This window comes from Colwellia sp. F1 (assembly GCF_056238625.1).
Genome location: NZ_JBWDLI010000002.1, coordinates 81,833 through 100,005, shown reverse-complemented (window position 1 = coordinate 100,005; position 18,173 = coordinate 81,833). Strand labels below are relative to the sequence as shown.

Genomic DNA, 18,173 nt, shown 5'->3' with positions numbered 1-18,173 from the left:
AAAAATATTAACAATAAAACGAATTATTCGCTAATGTTTAGTTTTTGTAAACACCGATAAAAGTGTGACCAATTAAAGGCTTTTCCAGGGTCTGTTTTTCGGCCTTTGGCAATATCACAATGGCCAACAATATTTTCATTGGTAATTAAAGGGTAGCTTTTTTGTATACGCTTAGTGAGCTTTGCTAACACTGTATATTGTACCTCTTCATAAGGAATATCATCAGTTCCTTCAAGCTCTACACCAATAGAAAAATCATTGCACTTATCTACCCCATTAAAAACAGAGACACCAGCATGCCATGCTTTATCATTAAAAGAGACATACTGAATGATACTGCCATCACGCCTAATTAAGCAATGCGCAGATACCTGTAATGGGGCAAGATCAGCAAAGCTAGGGTGGGCATTGGCATCTATTCGTCCTAAAAAGAGGTCGGTGATATAGTGATTGCCAAACTGCCCTGCGGGTAAAGATATATTATGTACAACCAGTAAAGAAACTTGATCTTTTTTACTTCGAGGGGTAAAAAAACTTGATTTTTGCTGGTTTACAGCCGATAGCCAGCCATTATTTATGGTAAGATTTGGATACAAATTGTGATGTTCTATTAATTTGTTTTTGTTTTTTAATGACATACAATAATTGTTACTTTAACACCTATTTAAGAATTTCTTTATTATGACTGAAGATGACCCAACAAACAAAATTGGTAAAATATTTGTTTGGCTTGCTTGGATTATTGCTATCGCCTTACTGGTGTATTTTTTTCAAGGCGTGCTTGATAAGCAATATAACCCCAATAGCCAACCGCAAATCAGTTTAACCAGTTCAGGGCAAGCAGAGGTTGTGTTACAGCAAAATAGGCAAGGGCATTATGTTACCTTGGGAAGTATTAATGGTACATCGGTCACCTTTTTACTTGATACAGGAGCTACTCAAGTATCAATTCCTGCCCATATCGCTGATGAATTACAACTAACAAGTGCTGGTAGCTACCCAGTGCAAACAGCAAATGGTACGGTAACCGTTTATAGAACAACCATAGATCAACTTAGCATTGGTAATATTTTCCTATATAATGTTGCGGCAAACATTAACCCTGCCATGAAAAGTGATGCAATTTTATTGGGAATGAGTGCTTTAAAAAAAGTGGAATTTAGCCAAAAAGGCAAACAACTTACCTTACGAGAACACCCTTAACAGGAATAACAGATGCGTACTAATGAACAGTTAACTTCAGAACTTGCTACACACAGAGCAAGGTTACAGCAGGATATTACCACCGCAGTTACTTGGGCACTTCAGGAAGACTTAGGTGTTTGTGGCGAGCAACAAGCTAAAGTAGCCGATGATATTACTGCCATGTTAATTCCTGCTAATGAACAAGCAGTTGCCAGTGTTATTACTCGTGAAGATTGCATTGTCTGTGGTGTCGCATGGGTTAATGAAGTATTTGCGCAATTAGACTTGTCACAAGCAGAGGTGGTTGATACAAAAATAACCTGGTTTGTAGAAGATGGCCAAAAGGTTAACGCCAATACCACCTTATTTGAACTAGAGGGTAATGCCCGTACTTTACTAACAGGTGAGCGCACAGCACTTAATTTTCTTCAAACTATGTCAGGAACAGCGACTTTAACAGGGCAATATGTACAAGAATTAGCCGGTTCAAATACTAAGTTATTAGATACACGAAAAACATTACCAGGCCTGCGTAGTGCGCAAAAATATGCTGTACTTTGTGGCGGTGGTGTCAATCACAGGATAGGCTTGTTTGATGCTTTTTTAATTAAAGAAAATCATATTGCTGCTTGTGGTGGTATCGGGCAAGCAGTGGCGACAGCAAAACAAAACCATAGTGATAAAACGGTTGAAGTAGAAGTTGAGTCAATGAATGAATTACAACAAGCACTGACGGCTGGCGCTGATATTATTATGCTAGATAATTTTACCCCTACCATGATTGAAGAGGCGGTTAGTGCGACACGTGGTAAAGCGAAATTGGAAGTTTCAGGGAATATGACGATAGAGATTTTAAAAGAATACACCAAAGCTGGTGTTGATTTTATCTCAAGTGGCGCACTCACAAAACATGTTCAGGCGGTCGATTTATCAATGCGTTTTAAATAACTAACCTGAGGTTGGCTTAACTTACTTTTCATTGCTTGCAATAACTAACAGTACTTAAGTAGGTAATCTCGCTTCGTTTAGCAAACAAGTGTAGCGACAGCCAGGTTTTTCGAAGCAGGCCGGTAACAAGGTAACGAATAGAGGCATACCACCATTTATAACGCAAAGCTCGATCGTCACAATGTTACACTAACCATTCATGTGCCACAGCAGCTTATTTTAACTTGCTGATGAAAGTTTGCCTAAATTTTGCGAGTTTAGGTGATACTACCGCCTGGCAGTAACGGTTTTCAGGGTTATTATTAAAATAATTTTGATGATAATCTTCGCCAACAAAAAAAGGCTCTACAGGACAAACCTGCGTGACTATTGCTTGCTCAAACATGGCAGCATCAACCATGGCTTTGATTGTTGTTTGCGCTATGTCTTGTTGTGATTGGTCATGGTAAAAAATAGCAGAGCGATATTGAGTGCCAATGTCGTTGCCCTGTCGGTTTAATTGCGTAGGATCGTGCAAGGTAAAAAATATCTCAAGTATCTCTTGGTAGCTAATTAGTGCCGGATTAAAGCGTAGTTGTACCACTTCAGCATGGCCGGTTTCACCTGTACAGACAGCTTCATAAGTGGGTGTAGCTGTTTTACCCCCCATATAACCGGAGGTTGCGGAAAGAATTCCTTTAACTTGCGTAAAAGCCCCTTCAATGCACCAAAAACAGCCGCCTGCTAAAGTTGCGAGTTGTTGGGAGTTTATATCAGCAGTGGTTGGGTTAGTCATATTATCTCTATAATTTTCTTGGTGTAATTTTCACACTAGGTTACGCTTTTTTGAAGGGCAATTACAACATAAATTATCATTCGTTTTTAAGTGACTTTCATGCTAGCTAAAAGGGGGGATATTCAATAAACCAGACCTTAATCACAAGGTAGATGCTTAGCGCAATTTTAGGGCAATAAAGTGCGAGACAGAAGGTAAGGTGATTGGCTCAAGCCTCTCAATTTGCTTACCTAACGCCATGAAGATACCCTAGCAGTGTCGTAACCATAGTGTAATCTTACCGTAATAGTGGTGTCACAATAGCGCAATAATACCTTCACATTACTGTCATAATTGCTTGTTATTCTGCCAACTATCCTAGTTTAGCCTTTTAACAGCCTTGTTTGTCTATGAAAAAATTACGTCGTGTAAGCGGTAAGCTTATCGTTTTATCTTTAGTGCCGCTTATAATATTTAGCGTCATTATCTTTGCTTGTATTAAGGTGTCAACAGATCGTCACCTAGCTGCTCAGCAACAACTAGAAGAAAGATTAAGCCAAACCCAAAGGCTTAACCTAATTATTAGAACATTTACTTCCAATATTATTGATACCAGTCACAAAACTCGAAGTGGCATGGAATTATGGCAAGATGCGCAAACTAAGGTTGAACAAGGCAAAAATATCATTATTCAACAATGGCAAGCTTATCAGCAAGGGAGCTTGTCAGCTCAGGAGGTAGCATTGCTGCCAACAATAGCGCCGCTTTATGAAAAAAGCGTTATCTCAATAGAGGCAATTTCTAGCTTATTAGCACAAGCTTCTTCCTATAGTATGGGTAACTATGTTGATTTAAAACTCTACGCAGCGCTAGAGCCTTTTTTAGCCAAACTAGATCAGTTAGTGTTATTACAGAAGGAATTGGCTTATGAAGACAGCCAATTGAGCAATAACCTTAGCGAGCAAACAAATAAAATAATAGTTATTACAGTAAGTATTGTTGCTATTTTTACATTGCTGATGGGCTGGTCAATATTTCATTCCATTAGAAACCCTTTAAAACACTTGCACCGTACAATTATTAATGTTGAAAAAGAATCAAACTTGGCTTTGCGTGTTGAGTTAAACAATCAAGATGAATTAGGAGAAATAGGGCAAAGCTTTAATCTTATGATGGATAGAATTGTATACTTTGTCGACACGCTAGCAAACATTGGCACCACACTAGATTCAGCCACAGAAAACACACTTGTTGCCTGTCAAGCAGCGCAAGGACAAGTTGTCAGTACACAGAATGAATTAGCTAATGCTAATACTTCTATTGAACAAATGACCCAAGCAGTGCAAGTAACACAAGCACACACTGAAAATACTATTAACGTGAGTAAAGAAGCTGATAAGCATGCAGCAGATAACTTTAAAGTTGTAGAGCACTCGGCTAAACAAATCATGGAGCTTGCGGAAGCTATTGGGCATTCAACCGAGCAAATGGATGTGTTAAAAGTGCACAGCCAGCAAATTAACTCAGTGCTCACTGTGATAAAAACAGTTGCTGAGCAAACTAATTTATTAGCGCTAAACGCGGCCATTGAAGCAGCACGCGCTGGCGAACAAGGACGTGGTTTTGCTGTAGTGGCTGATGAAGTTAGGTCACTTGCGCAGCGTACCCAAGACTCAACAGGAGAGATTGAAATGGTGATCGCTAACATAAGAAAAGCCACGGATGAAGCCGCAAGTCAAATGAGCAAAAATAAAAACTTTGCTAATGATGGTGCGCAAATGTTAAAAAATACAGAATCTAGCCTACAAATCATTACGCACTCATTCAGTGAAATCATTAGTAAAAATGAAATTATAGGCCAGAATCAAAATGAACAAATGCAAGCGGTTAAAGAAGTTAAAAATAGAATGGAGTGCGTGTTTTCTTTATCAGACAAAAGTAAAGCCAATACTAATAATGTGTTAGATAATGCCAAGCTTGTTGAACGGCAAAGTTTAGCATTAAAAGAAGCCTTAACTCAATTTCATTACTAATGAACCAGGCCTGTAAATATCAGGGCTGGGCCGCAAATACCCAGAATAATCTAGATCAGAATACATGTAAGGCCTAACAGGTATGCTACTTGACTTGTTAAGTAGCACTGTGCTGATGTTAGCAGCCAATTTGTAATTAACTTATTGTCTTTTATTATGCATTTGTTGTTTTTGCTCATTACATTGCATAAAAAATCAGGCTAATATGATGTAAATACTCAGATTAAGCTAAAGGCCTAGTAGGCGCGTGTTGTAATCATTTATGTCATTTTTTATTAAAGCTAAGCGTTTCTCAGTCAATATAACCGCAAGTAACCCAATGCAAATGGTACTTGCCTTGCGTAGCGCGGCGATTGTTATTCAATTACTACTCATACTTTTTGTTAATTTGGTTTTACATTACCAGCTTCCTTGGACCCCCTTATTTGGCGTGATTGGGTTGGAGGTTATTTATACTTTAATGAGTTTTGTATATTACAAGAAAAAAATACAGATCAGCCAGTTAGCTTTGTTAATACAGATTTGTGCAGACATATTATTTATGTCTTTGTTATTGTTTTTTAGTGGCGGTGCAACCAATGCCTTTGTTTCATTGTTGCTGATCCCCATTGCGATTGCTGCGGTAACATTGCCAGCCACATTGCTGGCTTTAGTCGCAGCCCTAGCAATTGGCTCTTATAGTATTTTACTTTGGTTATTACCGATGAGTGTTATGCATGGCAATATGGAAGGGCACTTTATTGGCATGGGTATAAATTTTTTATTTTCAGCTTTGGTTGTTGCTTTGGTTGTAGGGAAAATGGCCCGTAGTATTAACCAGCGTGAATTAGCCATTGCAGCTTATAGAGAAAACTTATTAAAGCAAGACCAAGTAACCTCACTTGGTGTTGCCTCAGCGCAAGTTACCCACCAGTTAGCCACCCCTATTACTACCGTACAGCTTTTAGCAGATGAACTTGCTGAAGAATTTCCCACTAATAGTACTGTTGCTGATATGCAAAGCCAGTTAAGGCGTTGTAACGAAAGCCTAGACGCCTTTAGAGCGATGGTTTTCTCTATTAAAGAGCAACGAAGTACAGCCCAGTTGGTTTCGACATTACTGGAGGAAATAATAGAAAATTTACAGGTGAACTACCCAGATGTTGACATTGAATTGACTAATACCCACCAAGATAATATCACTATTATGGTCGATGGTGCCTTACTCCCCGCCATATTGAATTTAATTAACAATGCGATCAGGGCAACAAAAAGTAATCATTCAAATAAAATTAGCCTAACTAGCCAAATAGTGGAAGGAAACTGGCAGTTTATCATTCGAGATTTTGGCTTTGGTTTTACTTTAGAAAAGTTAAAACAGTTGGGCATAAAGCTAGTTAATAGTGAAGAAGGTTTAGGGATGGCTGTATTTTTAAGTCACGCGAGTTTAGAAAGATTAGGTGGTAAGTTAGTGTTAACAAACCATCACCAAGGTGGCGCATTAGTTACCTTAAGTTTACCTGTGAATAAGGTGGGTTACGATGACAAATAGAACAACAAAAAAATTATTACTGGTAGAAGACGATAATGTTTTTGCTAATGCCTTAACACGTCGGTTAACCAAACATGGTTTCCAATGCTTGCATGTCGATACGAATTCCGCTGCCTTACTGGCCTGTCATCAGCATAAACCAGATTATATCTTACTTGATATGAAACTTGCGCAAGAAACCACGTTGGGCATTATTACCCCCTTAAGAAAGTTACGACCGCAAAGCCGAATTATTTTATTAACTGGGTTCGCTAGTATTGCGACGGCGGTTGATGCAATTAAATTAGGGGCAGACGATTATTTATCTAAACCCTTAGATACACAAACATTATTAGCAGCACTTAATGAACGTAAAGCGTCTTCAATTGCAATCAACGCTGAAATAGAAGGTGAAACGCTGTCAGCTGAGCAGGCTCAATGGCAATATATTCAGCAAGTATTAAAAGCTAATGACGGGAATGTTTCAGCCACGGCACGACAATTGTCAATGCACAGGCGAACGCTACAACGTAAGTTGCAAAAAAAACCACAAAGTGAATTACTAAAAACTTAAGAACCCCGAATCTTAAGCGCTTGTATAGCGGTGTATATAAATAATATCAGTGAGAGTATATGAGTTTAACGAGTGAACAAATAATGAGTACGGTTAACCTGAAAATGCCTTTTGGTAAGTATGCAGGCAGAAAACTATTACATTTGCCTGAGCCATATTTAGTGTGGTTTCATGCAAAAGGCTTTCCTGAAGGAAAACTAGGTGAGCAGCTCGCTTTTATTTATGAAATAAAGCTCAATGGCTTAGAAAGTGTTTTTGAACCTATGCTTGAGTAGTATCTACGTAGCGTATTACTCGTTTGGTTGTTCGTTAATACTTCAAGCATGTACATATATACCGTATTGGGAACCAGCCGTCACGTCGGGTTAAATAACAATTCTATATTGGTTTTTTACTGCTTGAATGGCTTGTAAACGTGCGTTTGCCATGGCTTCTTTTATTGCTAACCCGGTTAACCCTTGCTTGACAAAAACGTTAGCATTTACTTGTACGGCAGCTAACATGGCTTCTTTTAGATATTTTTCTTGCGGGTAAGGGCGGTTGTCAAAGTTAAGTCGACCTAAAAAGTCACTTTTGCAGGCAATAAGAAAATCATCAAACTCTTGCGGCTTGCGCCAAATGTCGAGCTGATTAAATATTTTCAATAAAGTGCTCGCATCTAACTGAAATGCTTTATGGCAATGTAAATGATGCTCACACACTTTTAACGCCAATTGCTTATAATAGACGGGCACTCGAAATTGTTTAGCTATATTTTCAACTAAAGGTAAGCCGGCTTCTTCATGGCCGCGGTGGCTTGGCCAATGTTCACTTTCTGTTAGTCCTTTACCTAGGTCGTGACATAAAGCAGCAAAACGTATAGCGGTTTTGTTTTTATTGTCTTTTGTTAATAAAACAGCTTGCTGTAATACCATCATGGTATGTACGCCGCTACACACTTCAGGGTGCCACTGTGCTGGATTAGGAATACCCCATAACTTATTGAGATCAGGCCACAATACACTTAAGGCATAGCATGCTCGTAATACCTCAAAAAAAACTTCGGGGTTGTTTTCCGCTAAGCTTAGTTGAATTTCTTGCCAAACTCGTTCTGCAGGCAAACTGCTAAGCTCACCGCTAGCACTGATTTTTTGCATTAACACCAGGGTTTCGTCAGCGATGGTAAAGCCAAAACTATGGTATCGAGCAGCGAAACGGGCCACGCGGAGCACGCGTAATGGGTCTTCAATAAAAGCATCGCTAACATGGCGCAATACTCTGTTTTCTAAATCTTGCTGGCCATGGTAAGGATCAATAATTTCACCTTGGGCATTTTTTGCCATAGCATTAATGGTTAGATCTCGGCGTAGTAAATCCTGCGCTATGGTAACGTCAGGCTCAGCATAGCAAGCAAAGCCGGTATAACCGTGGCCTTTTTTACGCTCTGTGCGTGCTAAAGCATACTCTTGTTTGGTTTTGGGATGTAAAAACACCGGAAAATCCTTACCTACTTGATGAAAGCCAAGAGATAACATTTGTTTAACCGTAGCACCTACCACTAAATAGTCGTAATCTGTAACAGGTCTATTTAACAGTTGGTCGCGTACCGCACCGCCAACAAGGTAAACATCAAGCGCGGATATATTTGGAATAACGTTATGATCTGTAGTCAAAAAATTAGCCTCAGTAAGTGATAAGTAAAGTTTACCATAATATTCGTAGACATAGCCCCGTTAAAAGGGGTATTTTAGCCCTATCGCATACATTTTATATTATAACTCCTTTAAGTAGCAGCAACCTTTATATGTACACAAATTTCTTTTCGTTAAGTGAATTACCTTTTTCAATTGCCCCTAACCCTAAATATTTATTTATGAGTGACCGACATCGCGAAGCGCTTACACATTTAAGCCATGGTTTAGGTGGTGCAGGTGCAAGTGATAATGGTGGTTTTGTGCTACTTACAGGTGAAGTGGGTACAGGAAAAACCACAGTAAGCCGTTGTTTAATGGATGACCTACCTGAAGGTACACAACTGGCATTTATTTTAAACCCCACACTTTCTAGCCAAGAGTTATTAGCGACCATTTGTGATCAACTAAAAATTCGCTATCGTAAAACAGGCGCTACTTTAAAAATGCTCACCGATAAAATATCGGAGAAACTGCTGAAAAACCATGAAAACAATATTAATACAGTCTTAATTATAGATGAAGCTCAGCATCTAGAAGCACAAGTATTAGAGCAACTGCGTTTACTCACGAATTTAGAAACAAACACTAAAAAACTGTTACAAGTTATTTTAATTGGCCAACCTGAATTACAGCAATTACTCAAGCGTCGTGATTTACGACAACTAGCGCAGCGTATCACAGCAAGGTATCACTTATTACCGTTAAACCCACAAGAGTTGGCCCAGTATATTAAGCACAGGTTATCAGTAGCTGATTGCCACAGAGCACTTTTTAATAAAAGTGCTATTGCCGCCATTCATAAGTTATCTCAGGGCGTCCCAAGGCTTGTTAATTTACTTTGTCATAGTGCTTTAATGGAAGCTTACAATAGTAATAATGCGGTTGTTGATAAAAAAATTGTATTAAAAGCGGCAAGTCACGCCCTAGGCGATGATTTTGAGCAAGCGCCATGGTGGCAAAATAAAAATACCCAAATAGCTTTCGCTACTTGTACATTAATTGGCGTATTAGTCGCAGGTTATTGGCTCGGGCAAACCAAAAGCACAGACCCAGTCGCTCCTGAACTAGCAGTAGTGCAGCAACAAGCACTTCCAGCAAAGGATACAAATAAAAAATTACCTGATGAAGTGACAGAGCCAGCGAATAAAAAAGTAGAAGAAGCTGAAAACGGCGCTATCCCGCAACAAGAACAAAAAAATGCCATAGCGCTTAGTAGTGAAATAGAAGCAATAATAGCCGCAAAAGTACAAGAGCAACTTAACGCACAAACTGCGGCAGCAGCGCAAGTTGAATCAAAACCGGTAACGACAAAAGCAACTACTTCCCCTAACACATCCATTACCAAAGAAAATACTAAGCAAACGAGTCAATCTAAGGAAAACACTGAGCTTGCAGCCGAAGAAAAAAGCTATCAAGTCACAGCAGTTGATGGAGTATCAGACGATTTACTAGCGCGATTTCAAGCAGCTATTGAGGACACTGAAGGTAAGGGTTCACTTACTGCTAATACATTAAAAAATAAACAAAACCAAGCGTTAAATGGTGCGATAAAGTCATTAACGCAAATGCCAGCATGGGTACAAGAAGGTGTACCTACATTGCGCTTTGAGCAACATATTTACGCCTCAGACGGAGAGGGCTGGGTTAATGTCAATGGCCGCGACCGTTATGAAGGCGACACCATTGCCAATGGTGTCGTTATTGAAAGAATATTGCCACAACAAGTGATTTTAACTTATCGCGGTGAAAAATTTAGCCTACCTGCGTTAACAAATTGGTAAGGTAATATAATGTGGGAAATAAGCTTTATTAAATTAAATTAAGTTTACTCGGTATAAAGTCCAATTCTCTCACTTTTATATTAACGCCAGCGGCAACTAGCTCTTGATAGAAGTCTACAATGTTACAAGACTGTAATTGCGCTAACTTCAGCACATTCGACGCAGTACTTGCTTTGGTGGCTTTATTTACATTAAGCCCCTTACATGAATCTTTAAATCATCATGCAAGGGGCTTATTAGTATTAGCGCTAAAACATTACTGCCAAGCAGGCATCTTTGCTTCAAAGGCTTCAATGGCGTCTAATTTATTTAAGGTCCAACCTACGCTATCAACACCATTTTCTAAGCTGTATTGTTGAAACTCACTTAAACTAAACTTAAAGGTTAAGTCGCCGCAAGACAACGTGTTGTTAGGTAAATCTACTGTGATATTTAATAGTGACTCTGCCGACAGTTTGAATAGTTGCTCAATTTCTTCTTCGGCAAGCTGTATTGGTAAAATACCAATATTAATACAGTTGGCATAAAAAATATCAGCAAAGCTTGATGAAATAATCACTTTAAAACCAAACTCTTGTAATGCCCAAGGCGCATGTTCGCGACTTGAGCCACAGCCAAAGTTTTCACCGGCTAATAAAATGCTTGCACCTTTGTATTCAGGTTTGTTTAACACAAAATCTGGGTTTTCTTGTGTGCCGGCTTGGTCAAGGTAACGTCTATCGTGAAATAAATGTACCCCAAAACCCACACGTTCTGTTTTTTGTAAAAACTGTTTTGGGATAATTTGGTCGGTATCTACGTTGGCAACATCTAATGGTGCAACCAAGCCTGTGTGTATGTTAAATTTTTCCATGTTCTAATCCTCAGTAAGCTTGTCGGTGGTTACGCATTTAAATCAACAAAGTGACCAGTAATAGCAGCTGCAGCCGCCATTTCAGGGCTCACTAGGTGAGTACGGCTACCACGACCTTGGCGGCCTTCAAAGTTACGGTTGCTGGTAGATGCACAGCGATCACCCGCTTTTAATACGTCGTCGTTCATGCCTAAGCACATTGAACAGCCGGGTAGACGCCATTCAAAACCTGCATCAATAAATATTTTGTCTAACCCTTCACGCTCAGCTAGTTCTTTTACGCGGTAAGAGCCAGGCACAATAATGGCGTCTACTGTGTCTACCACCTTTTGACCATTGTAACTTTGTACAACATCGGCAGCAGCACGTAAATCTTCAATACGTGAATTGGTACAAGAGCCAATGAATACTTTGTTTACTTGGATGTCTGTCATTTTAGTGCCTGGGGTTAAATCCATGTACTTTAGCGCACTAAGACAAGACTCTTTTTCTGCCGGATCAGTAAAATCATCAGGTGACGGTACTTTTCCGTCTACACTAACGACTTGCCCAGGGTTCGTCCCCCAAGTCACTTGCGCTTTAATGTCTTTAGCATCCAATGTGATGACTAAATCAAATTCAGCGTCTGGGTCAGATCTTAGGTTAGTCCAGTCAACCACTGCTTGTTTAAACACATCACCCTTAGGGGCATATTCTTTGCCTTCAACGTAGTCAAATGTCGTTTGATCGGGCGCTATTAAACCCGCTTTAGCGCCAAACTCTATACTCATGTTACATACCGTCATGCGCTCTTCCATACTAAGCGCTTCAATGGCTTCACCTGTATACTCAACGACATAACCGGTGGCACCAGCACTACCTGTTTTTCCGATAATGGCTAAAATAATGTCTTTAGCACTGATTCCTGCGCCAACGTGGCCGTTCACTTCAACTTTCATGGTTTTTGCTTTGTTTTGACGCAATGTTTGTGTTGCAAAAACGTGCTCTACTTCAGAAGTGCCAATACCAAAAGCAAGTGCACCAAAAGCGCCATGTGTTGCGGTGTGAGAATCACCACAAACAATGATAGTGCCAGGTAAGGTTAAGCCTAGTTCAGGCCCCATTACATGGGCTATGCCTTGGTTTTTATGACCCATGCCAAAGAGTTCAATACCAAACTCTTTACAGTTTTTTTCTAAGGCACGTAATTGATTTGCAGCGCCTTCGCCGGCGGCATCAATTTTAATTGAACGCGTTGAAATATTATGGTCCATCGTAGCAATAGTGCGTTCAGGGTGGCGTACTGGGCGGTTATGAAAACGCAAGTTTGCGAATGCCTGTGGTGATGTCACTTCATGAATTAAATGGCGATCAACATAAAGTAATGGTGTTTCGCCTTCAGTTTCTTCAACTAAATGGCTTTGCCATAATTTTTCGTACATAGTTTGCGGGGTAGACGTTGTCATTTTATTCGCTCTCTTTTCTTAAATATTAAGGCTGGGCAATAATTTGTTGGCAGATATAATCACCCACTTCATGGGTTGATTTTGCCTTTTCTCTTTCATTTTCAGGTAATAAGTCAGCGGTGAGTATGCCGTTATCTAGTGCGCTACCAACGGCACTTTCAATGGCTTTCGCTGCTTTTTCTTCATTAAGGCTATAACGCAGCATTAAGGCAGCAGATAAAATTTGTGCAATCGGGTTGGCAATGCCCATACCTGCGATATCAGGTGCACTGCCACCGGCAGGTTCATACATGCCAAAACTTTTTTCGTTTAAACTTGCTGAGGGTAATAACCCCATAGAGCCGGTGATCATAGCGCATATATCAGATAAAATATCACCAAACAAGTTAGGGCAAAGCATTACGTCAAACTGGTTAGGGTCACGTACCAATTGCATTGCAGCGTTGTCTACGTATAAGTGCTCAAGTTCAACGTTGGGGTATTCGGCCGCTACTTCTTCAACTACTTGACGCCATAATTGGCTGGTTGCTAGCACGTTTGCTTTATCTACAGAGGTTACTTTGTTGTCGCGTTTTTGTGCCGCTTGAAAAGCAAGGTGAGAAATACGTTTAATTTCACGGCGAGAGTAAAACATTGAATCAAAGCCTGTTTCCTCTTCACCTTCGCCTTTACGGCCTTTGGGTTCACCGAAATAAATATCGCCGGTTAATTCTCGAATAATTAATACGTCAAAACCTGGCGATGAAATATCGCTACGTAACGTAGACAGTGAAGATAAGGCTGGCTGTAAAGTGGCAGGGCGCATATTACAAAATAAATCAAAATGACCACGTAAGCCCAATAAAGCACAACGCTCAGGTTGTTCTGTTGGTGGTAAATTTGCCCATTTTGGGCCGCCAACGCTGCCAAATAGTATAGCGTCGCTAGCCTCACAGCCTGCCATGGTTGAGGCAGGTAAAGCATTACCGTGATTATCAATGGCAGCGCCACCAACATCATAGTCTTTTGTGTTGATGTTAATATTAAATTTGTTTGCTACTGTGGTTAATACTTTTTTCGCTTCAACCATCACTTCTGGGCCGATACCATCTCCGGCTAAAACTGCTATGTTATACATTTATATTTCTCTTTAAATTTTATTACTTGTTAAAAGTAACAGTGTAAAATAACGCATCACTTAATACGGGCAACTTGGCACGATTCAATGCAGGGACGTTTAACTTGCTCAGTAAGGTAAGCGCAGCTAATTTATTAAAAAGTAGCCGCGCTAAGTGTTCGCTTACCGTTGACGTTTTAGCTGACTTGTTTTGCCGACTTTAAATCAGCAATAGTGATAGCGCGATGAATGCTGTTTAAGGCATTAATTAATGCTTGGCCTGATGCTTCAATCACGTCAGTTTCTAGGCCATAACCATGAAAGTTTCGTCCTTGCCAAGTAATTACTAAATCAGCTTGGCCTAAGCCGTCTTCACCAGAGCCTTTGTTTGAAATAGTGTAATCACTGACTTCAAACTCAATGTCTACACTTTGCTTAATTGCCTGATATAGGGCGTCTACCGGGCCATTACCTGTTGCTGCGTGCACTTTAGTGTTGTCTTCTGTCCCTGATTTATCACCGGTTCTTAGCTTAATGCTGGCCGTGGCAAAGTCTCCGTCGCCGCATTGTACATTGATTTTTTCTAGCTGGAAAAAGTCTTCTAAATCTTTTTGTTGTAACTTAAATACTAAGGCTTCTAAGTCATCATCGAAAACTTGACCTTTTTTGTCAGCTAAGGCTAAAAAGTCGGTATATAGCTCTTCAATATCATAGTCAGACGCTTGATAGCCTAAGCTTTCCATGCGGTGTTTTATCACATGACGACCACTTCGCGAGGTTAAGTTTAATTTGGTTTTCGCTATACCGACGCTTTCTGGGGTCATTATTTCATAAGTATTGCTGGCTTTTAACATGCCATCTTGATGAATACCTGAAGAATGACTAAATGCGTTACCACCAACAATGGCTTTGTTTAATTGCACTGGCATATTACACACAGTACTGACTAATTTGGAAACACGGGCTATTTCTTGGTGGTTAATATTTGTTTTCATGCCTAATAACGCTTGGCGGGTTTGCATGATCATTGCCACTTCTTCTAACGAACAGTTGCCCGCTCTTTCGCCAATACCGTTAATAGTACATTCAATTTGACGCGCCCCAGCCTGTACCGCAGCCATTGAGTTAGCAACGGCTAAACCTAAATCATTATGGCAGTGCACTGAAATTATCGCCTGGTCAATATTAGGTACACGGTTGAATAAATCAGTAATAATTCCTTGAAATTCAAAAGGTAAGGTGTAACCTACTGTGTCAGGAATGTTGACCGTGGTTGCACCTGCTTTAATGGCGCTTTCAACCATGCGGCATAAGTTGTCGATAGGAGTACGACCAGCATCTTCACATGAAAATTCTACATCGTCGGTATATTTACGCGCGTGTTTTACTGCGCGTATAGCCATGGCTTCAACGTCGCTAAATTCTTTTTTTAACTTTTGTTGTACGTGTACATCAGAGGTAGAAATAAACGTGTGAATACGAAACTGTTCAGCAACACTTAATGCTTGAGCACAGGCGTCAATATCAGCCTCAACAGCACGGGCTAAACCACATACAGTAGCATTTTTAACCGCACGAGCAATTTGTTGTACTGACTCAAAATCACCGGGTGATGAAACGGGAAAGCCTACTTCCATTACATCAACCCCTAAGCGTTCGATGGCTAAGGCAATTTGTAGTTTTTCATGTACCGATAAGCTAGCATTTAATGCTTGTTCACCATCACGTAAGGTGGTGTCGAAAATAATAACTTGGTCATTGTTTACCTGTGAATTGCTCATTTGTCAGATCCTTGTAAATCTTTGCTGTTGTCAGTCGTTTTAACTTTTTAGCTAACCGCGGACATAAAAAAACCCGCGAAATTTAGCGCGGGTTTTAATTTAATTCTATTTATTTAATGATTAAAATTTTGAATAGCAATAAAACCTAGCCGCGCATGGATAATGCGAGGAGGAGGTTAGTATTAGTGCGTTCAACTTTGTTTATCATTTTTTAATGTTCTTCTAGCGCTTGAATAATTATACGGAAAATCCCGATAAAAATCACTTGTTAAATATAATCTATGTCTATTAGTAACGCATTAACATGCTAGCTGTCAATTAAAAAGTATTATAAATTTTTGGTGAACAGGTCGAACTTGGATTAATAGGTTTTAGAAGCTTGAATTTTAAGGCGTTAGTTTATTTTGCTGGTTATTTCTCTTTATTTCTTGCTAGGAATTCAGCGTTTAGCTTGTTAGGCAGTTTTATCAGGTTAATAGAGACTTAAGTAGATATCTTCAAGCGCTCTACCTTGCTTTCTCACATTAAAGTATTTATCAACTCTGGCAATACCCGCTAAAGAAAACTCTTTTCTAAGTGAGTGGGATGTTAACAAAGTGATTAAAGAGTTACTGAGTTGCTCTGTATCTTTTTCGGGGACTAGTAAGCCAGTTTTATCATGGGCAACCACTTCTTTAACCCCCCCGGTATTAAAGGCAACGATAGGAGTGCCCATTGCTTGGCTTTCTATACAAACTGTTGATAACCCCTCTTCATTACCTCTTGCCATTCTAATGCTAGGTAAGCAGGTTAGCCAAGACTTTGCCATTAACTTCTTTATTTGCTGTTGGTTTTGCGAGCCAACGAAGTGCACATTGTTAACTTGAGCAGCCATTTTTTCTAGGTGAGTTTGATAGGTGCCATAACCTGCAATAACCAGTTGCGCTTGAGGGAGCACTTTGTTGATTTTTTTCATCGCCTGTAATAAATACTGGCAACCTTTTTGTTCAATTAACCGGCCAACAAATAAAATAGTGGCTTGCGGTGATTTATTGCCTTCGGGTGAAAAATAGTGATTATCTATGCCAATATAATGTTGAATTATTTTGTCTCTTGGACAACCACGCTCAATAAGTTTTTGTTGTATAAACTTAGAGGCGGCAATGATTTTGTCTGAGTGCTCAAACACGGCATTTCTATGTTTTTGGTTATAAGAAAATTTATCTTTTTGGGTAATATCAGAGCCATGAAATGTGGTAATTAATGGCAGTTTTAACGCTTTTGCTATAGGTAAGCAATAAAAGCCACCTTTTCCAAAATGAGCATGAATGATATTTGCTTTGTGGCTTTTTAGCGCTTTCTCCCAACCTGAAGATAAATAAGAAAACTTTTCCAGAGCGAGTTTGCTAATACCAGAAAAGCGCTGATATTCCGCTTGCACACAGGTTTTTTTGCCTGTAATTAAATCAATCCCAGTTTCATCTTTGCTAAAGCCAATAAAAACAGGGGAGGTTGTTGGTAAATGATTACCTTGGCTAGCAACAAAAGTGTTTGACCTAGGCAAAACTTTTTTGGTGAAAATCAAAACTTTTTTGTTCATTAGCTTAAATCTACTGTTTGTTATTCAGCTACTTTTTTTTGTATTCGTCTTACGTTAGTGCGAATTTTTGACACGTTAGAATCTTCAGTGTAGCGTCCTTTTTTAACATGACGTATTTGGAAGACACTGTCGATTGATAGCGGTATGCCGTCGGTACCTAATAACCATCTAAAAGCGGTATCTTCATAGGTTTTTCGCCAGTGTTCTGATTCAGTTTGAAAAATACGAAAATTGTCACAGTAACCTATAGCGCGAGCAACATCACCATGGGCTATTTGGTATGGCCCTATTGCTTTACTACGCGCATGTGATTTGAAGTCATCGGTGTTTATATCAATAACTTGTGGTTGTGCGTCGGCTTGTAATAATGGGTCATCTTCTTCAAGCATATCGGTGACTTGAATTTCTTTTGGGAAAAATAAACTATCTGTTTTTCCTTGAAGTTGTTGTGCTAAAGAGTCTAAGCAGTTTTCATGAAAAATAATGTCACAATCAGTAAACCAGATCCAATCGGCTTTTGTTGATAAGGCAGCAGCATTACGGCCTATTCCACGACGAAAAAGTTTGTTATTGTCAGTTGCTTGCCAATTCCAAATAACATTGGGTACTTCAATTTTTGAAAAAAGATCCAGTGTTTTTTGTGTAGCTTGATCGTCTGTAGAATAAAAAACAGTAACAGTCAGTGTTAAATCTTTTGGGGGGTAATTCACAAATGAGCTGAGTTGGTATACCAGCATATTTGAATATTGCCAGCAGTGGCTGACAATTTCTAAATTAAAAGTGCCATCTACCGCCGTTCTATCTTTTGTTGCGGGTAAAGCAGGGCGAAACCAAGAAACAGGTAAAATATGTTTCAAGACTAGGCGAAAAAAATGAACGGCATAAGTATTATACCAACAAGGAGCATAAGTTTTTGTAGTTATCATTAACTCGTTCGCATTTTGGATTGTGATGGTTATGG

The 18,173-nt window shown here is 39.5% G+C and carries 16 protein-coding genes; 7 read left to right on the top strand and 9 right to left on the bottom strand.

All coding sequences use genetic code 11. From position 1 onward, the window contains the following. Positions 1–23: 23 nt before the first annotated feature. A complete protein-coding gene (ampD, locus tag AC0UA9_RS02230; RefSeq protein ID WP_475656426.1) occupies positions 24–638 on the bottom strand; it encodes a 1,6-anhydro-N-acetylmuramyl-L-alanine amidase AmpD in 615 nt (204 codons plus the stop codon). 43 nt (positions 639–681) lie between these two features. Between ampD and AC0UA9_RS02225 the strand changes: the two genes are divergently transcribed. Together AC0UA9_RS02225 and nadC are read left to right on the top strand one after the other, a co-directional pair. Next, positions 682–1,203 (top strand): retropepsin-like aspartic protease family protein, encoded by a 522-nt coding sequence (locus AC0UA9_RS02225; RefSeq protein WP_475656422.1) that lies wholly within the window; start codon positions 682–684, stop codon positions 1,201–1,203. 12 nt (positions 1,204–1,215) lie between these two features. Continuing rightward, positions 1,216–2,133, top strand: coding sequence for a carboxylating nicotinate-nucleotide diphosphorylase (gene nadC / locus AC0UA9_RS02220; protein WP_475656419.1), 918 nt, complete (start codon positions 1,216–1,218; stop codon positions 2,131–2,133). Between the two features lie 214 nt (positions 2,134–2,347). Here nadC and msrA read toward each other — a convergent pair whose 3' ends face one another. Then, positions 2,348–2,908 (bottom strand): peptide-methionine (S)-S-oxide reductase MsrA, encoded by a 561-nt coding sequence (gene msrA / locus AC0UA9_RS02215; protein ID WP_475656415.1) that lies wholly within the window; start codon positions 2,906–2,908, stop codon positions 2,348–2,350. A gap of 389 nt (positions 2,909–3,297) precedes the next feature. Between msrA and AC0UA9_RS02210 the strand changes: the two genes are divergently transcribed. From AC0UA9_RS02210 to AC0UA9_RS02195, 4 genes are all read left to right on the top strand, one after another. After that, complete coding sequence (locus AC0UA9_RS02210; protein ID WP_475656411.1) at positions 3,298–4,920, top strand: methyl-accepting chemotaxis protein; 1,623 nt, start codon at positions 3,298–3,300, stop codon at positions 4,918–4,920. Between the two features lie 262 nt (positions 4,921–5,182). Next, positions 5,183–6,451, top strand: a complete 1,269-nt coding sequence (locus AC0UA9_RS02205) for a sensor histidine kinase (RefSeq protein WP_475656408.1) — start codon at positions 5,183–5,185, stop codon at positions 6,449–6,451. Then, positions 6,441–7,004, top strand: coding sequence for a response regulator transcription factor (locus AC0UA9_RS02200; protein ID WP_475656405.1), 564 nt, complete (start codon positions 6,441–6,443; stop codon positions 7,002–7,004). The genes AC0UA9_RS02205 and AC0UA9_RS02200 overlap by 11 nt, the downstream gene beginning before the upstream one ends. 59 nt (positions 7,005–7,063) lie before the next feature. Then, positions 7,064–7,279, top strand: coding sequence for a DUF3820 family protein (locus AC0UA9_RS02195; RefSeq protein ID WP_475656402.1), 216 nt, complete (start codon positions 7,064–7,066; stop codon positions 7,277–7,279). 90 nt (positions 7,280–7,369) lie between these two features. Here the strand turns inward: AC0UA9_RS02195 and AC0UA9_RS02190 are convergent, their stop codons facing one another. Next, on the bottom strand, positions 7,370–8,656 hold the full coding sequence (locus AC0UA9_RS02190; RefSeq protein ID WP_475656399.1) for a multifunctional CCA addition/repair protein: 1,287 nt from the start codon (positions 8,654–8,656) through the stop codon (positions 7,370–7,372). Positions 8,657–8,787: 131 nt separating this feature from the next. On the opposite strand from AC0UA9_RS02190, the gene AC0UA9_RS02185 reads away from it, so the two are divergent. Next, positions 8,788–10,458 carry an AAA family ATPase gene (locus AC0UA9_RS02185; RefSeq protein WP_475656395.1) on the top strand — a complete coding sequence of 557 codons (1,671 nt, stop codon included), beginning with the start codon at positions 8,788–8,790 and terminating at the stop codon, positions 10,456–10,458. Between the two features lie 256 nt (positions 10,459–10,714). Here AC0UA9_RS02185 and leuD read toward each other — a convergent pair whose 3' ends face one another. The 6 genes from leuD to AC0UA9_RS02155 all read right to left on the bottom strand — a co-directional run bounded on the left by leuD (position 10,715) and on the right by AC0UA9_RS02155 (position 18,138). Next, on the bottom strand, positions 10,715–11,311 hold the full coding sequence (gene leuD / locus AC0UA9_RS02180) for a 3-isopropylmalate dehydratase small subunit (RefSeq protein WP_475656393.1): 597 nt from the start codon (positions 11,309–11,311) through the stop codon (positions 10,715–10,717). 29 nt (positions 11,312–11,340) lie between these two features. Further along, positions 11,341–12,756, bottom strand: a complete 1,416-nt coding sequence (gene leuC, locus AC0UA9_RS02175) for a 3-isopropylmalate dehydratase large subunit (protein WP_475656389.1) — start codon at positions 12,754–12,756, stop codon at positions 11,341–11,343. Between the two features lie 25 nt (positions 12,757–12,781). Next, positions 12,782–13,873 carry a 3-isopropylmalate dehydrogenase gene (leuB, locus tag AC0UA9_RS02170; protein WP_475656385.1) on the bottom strand — a complete coding sequence of 364 codons (1,092 nt, stop codon included), beginning with the start codon at positions 13,871–13,873 and terminating at the stop codon, positions 12,782–12,784. A 176-nt stretch (positions 13,874–14,049) separates the two neighbouring features. Then, entirely contained in the window at positions 14,050–15,633 is a 1,584-nt protein-coding gene (gene leuA / locus AC0UA9_RS02165; RefSeq protein WP_475656382.1) for a 2-isopropylmalate synthase, read from the bottom strand. A 472-nt stretch (positions 15,634–16,105) separates the two neighbouring features. Then, positions 16,106–17,212 (bottom strand): glycosyltransferase, encoded by a 1,107-nt coding sequence (locus AC0UA9_RS02160; protein ID WP_475656378.1) that lies wholly within the window; start codon positions 17,210–17,212, stop codon positions 16,106–16,108. A gap of 20 nt (positions 17,213–17,232) precedes the next feature. After that, positions 17,233–18,138, bottom strand: a complete 906-nt coding sequence (locus AC0UA9_RS02155; protein WP_475656374.1) for a glycosyltransferase family 2 protein — start codon at positions 18,136–18,138, stop codon at positions 17,233–17,235. Positions 18,139–18,173: the final 35 nt, after the last annotated feature.